The organism is Marinimicrobium sp. UBA4209 (genome assembly GCF_002381585.1).
In the GTDB taxonomy this organism is placed as follows: Bacteria; Pseudomonadota; Gammaproteobacteria; order Pseudomonadales; family Cellvibrionaceae; genus Marinimicrobium; species Marinimicrobium koreense.
Window position 1 is genome coordinate 1723 of the sequence record NZ_DFTP01000015.1, and the last position, 1317, is coordinate 3039.

Sequence of the window (1317 nt, forward strand, 5' to 3'; positions counted from 1 at the left end):
GGTAAAGGTAAGGGTAACGTGGAATATTGGGTCGCGCAGATCCGTCCTGGTAAAGTCCTGTATGAGATGGATGGCGTCAGTGAAGATCTGGCTCGAGAGGCCTTTGCGTTGGCCGCAGCCAAGTTGCCTATTACAACAACTTTCGTAAAACGTTCGGTGATGTGATGAAAGCTTCAGAACTCCGGGAAAAATCCGTTGAAGAGCTGAACGGCGAACTGCTGACTCAATTGAAAGAGCAGTTCAAGCTGCGTATGCAGGCTGCTACTGGCCAGCTGGGTCAGACTCACCTGCTCAAGCAAACTCGCCGCGATATTGCTCGAATTAAAACGGTGCTTAAACAGAAGGCAGGTAATTAACGATGACTCAGGCAGATAATCTGGCTCGTACACTGACCGGCAAGGTTGTTAGCGACAAGATGGATAAAACCATCACAGTGCTGATCGAGCGTCGCGTAAAGCATCCGCTTTACGGCAAGTATGTGAGCAAGTCATCAAAGCTGAAAGCGCATGATGAAAACAATGACTGCAAGATCGGTGATACGGTGACTATCGCTGAATCTCGTCCGCTGTCAAAGACCAAATCATGGGCTTTAGTGAACATTGAAGAGCGCGCTACTGAAATCTAAGTGATTCAGGCGACTTAATAGTTTCGGAGACGGACGATGATTCAAACAGAAACCTACTTAGATGTAGCTGATAATAGCGGCGCTCGTCGGGTTCAGTGCATCAAGGTTCTTGGCGGCTCCCATCGGCGCTATGCCGCTGTGGGTGACATCATCAAAGTTACTGTGAAGGAAGCGATTCCTCGCGGTAAGGTGAAGAAAGGCCAGGTGATGAAAGCGGTGGTAGTGCGCACCAAGAAAGGTGTTCGCCGCCAGGATGGTTCGTTGATCAAGTTCGACGACAACGCTGCTGTGCTGCTGAACAACCAGGATGCTCCGGTGGGTACTCGTATCTTTGGGCCGGTGACTCGCGAGTTGCGTGGCGAGAAGTTCATGAAAATCATTTCTCTCGCACCGGAAGTGCTGTAAGCACTTGGTACGGGCAGAGAGCTGAGGGCAGACAAATGCGAAAGATTAAACGTGATGACGAAGTGATTGTTATCGCTGGTCGCGACAAAGGTAAGCGCGGGAAAGTTACCCGTGTGTTGGCTGATGGCCGCCTGATCGTGTCTGGTATTAACATGATCAAGAAGCACCAGAAACCGAATCCGCAAATGGGCGTGCCCGGCGGAATCGTAGAGAAGGAAGCCTCGATCCAGGCCTCCAACGTTGCCATTTACAATCCGGCGACTCAGAAGGCGGATCGTGTTGGCTTC

5 protein-coding genes are annotated in these 1317 nt (G+C 50.9%); all 5 read left to right on the forward strand.

What is annotated here, in order from left to right; genetic code table 11:
• Positions 1–165, forward strand: a 165-nt coding sequence (locus B3187_RS02650) for a ribosomal protein L16 (protein WP_286804496.1), incomplete at its 5' end; no start/stop codon positions are given.
• Positions 165–356: a 50S ribosomal protein L29 gene (gene rpmC / locus B3187_RS02655; RefSeq protein ID WP_024462482.1), complete on the forward strand. Its 192-nt coding sequence runs from the start codon at positions 165–167 to the stop codon at positions 354–356. The genes B3187_RS02650 and rpmC, both read left to right, overlap by 1 nt.
• A 2-nt stretch (positions 357–358) precedes the next feature.
• The gene (gene rpsQ / locus B3187_RS02660; RefSeq protein ID WP_024462483.1) at positions 359–625 is read left to right on the forward strand and encodes a 30S ribosomal protein S17; all 267 of its coding nucleotides are present in this window, start codon (positions 359–361) and stop codon (positions 623–625) included.
• A 36-nt stretch (positions 626–661) separates the two neighbouring features.
• Positions 662–1030, forward strand: a complete 369-nt coding sequence (gene rplN / locus B3187_RS02665) for a 50S ribosomal protein L14 (protein ID WP_024462484.1) — start codon at positions 662–664, stop codon at positions 1028–1030.
• A gap of 35 nt (positions 1031–1065) precedes the next feature.
• Positions 1066–1317, forward strand: a 252-nt coding sequence (gene rplX, locus B3187_RS02670; protein WP_286804483.1) for a 50S ribosomal protein L24, incomplete at its 3' end; no start/stop codon positions are given.

Bases quoted from the DNA above. Each gene is read 5' to 3' on its own strand.
- rpsQ (WP_024462483.1), top strand. From the start codon at position 359: ATGACTCAGGCAGATAATCTGGCTCGTACACTGACCGGCAAGGTTGTT.
- rplN (WP_024462484.1), top strand. From the start codon at position 662: ATGATTCAAACAGAAACCTACTTAGATGTAGCTGATAATAGCGGCGCT.
- rpmC (WP_024462482.1), top strand. From the start codon at position 165: ATGAAAGCTTCAGAACTCCGGGAAAAATCCGTTGAAGAGCTGAACGGC.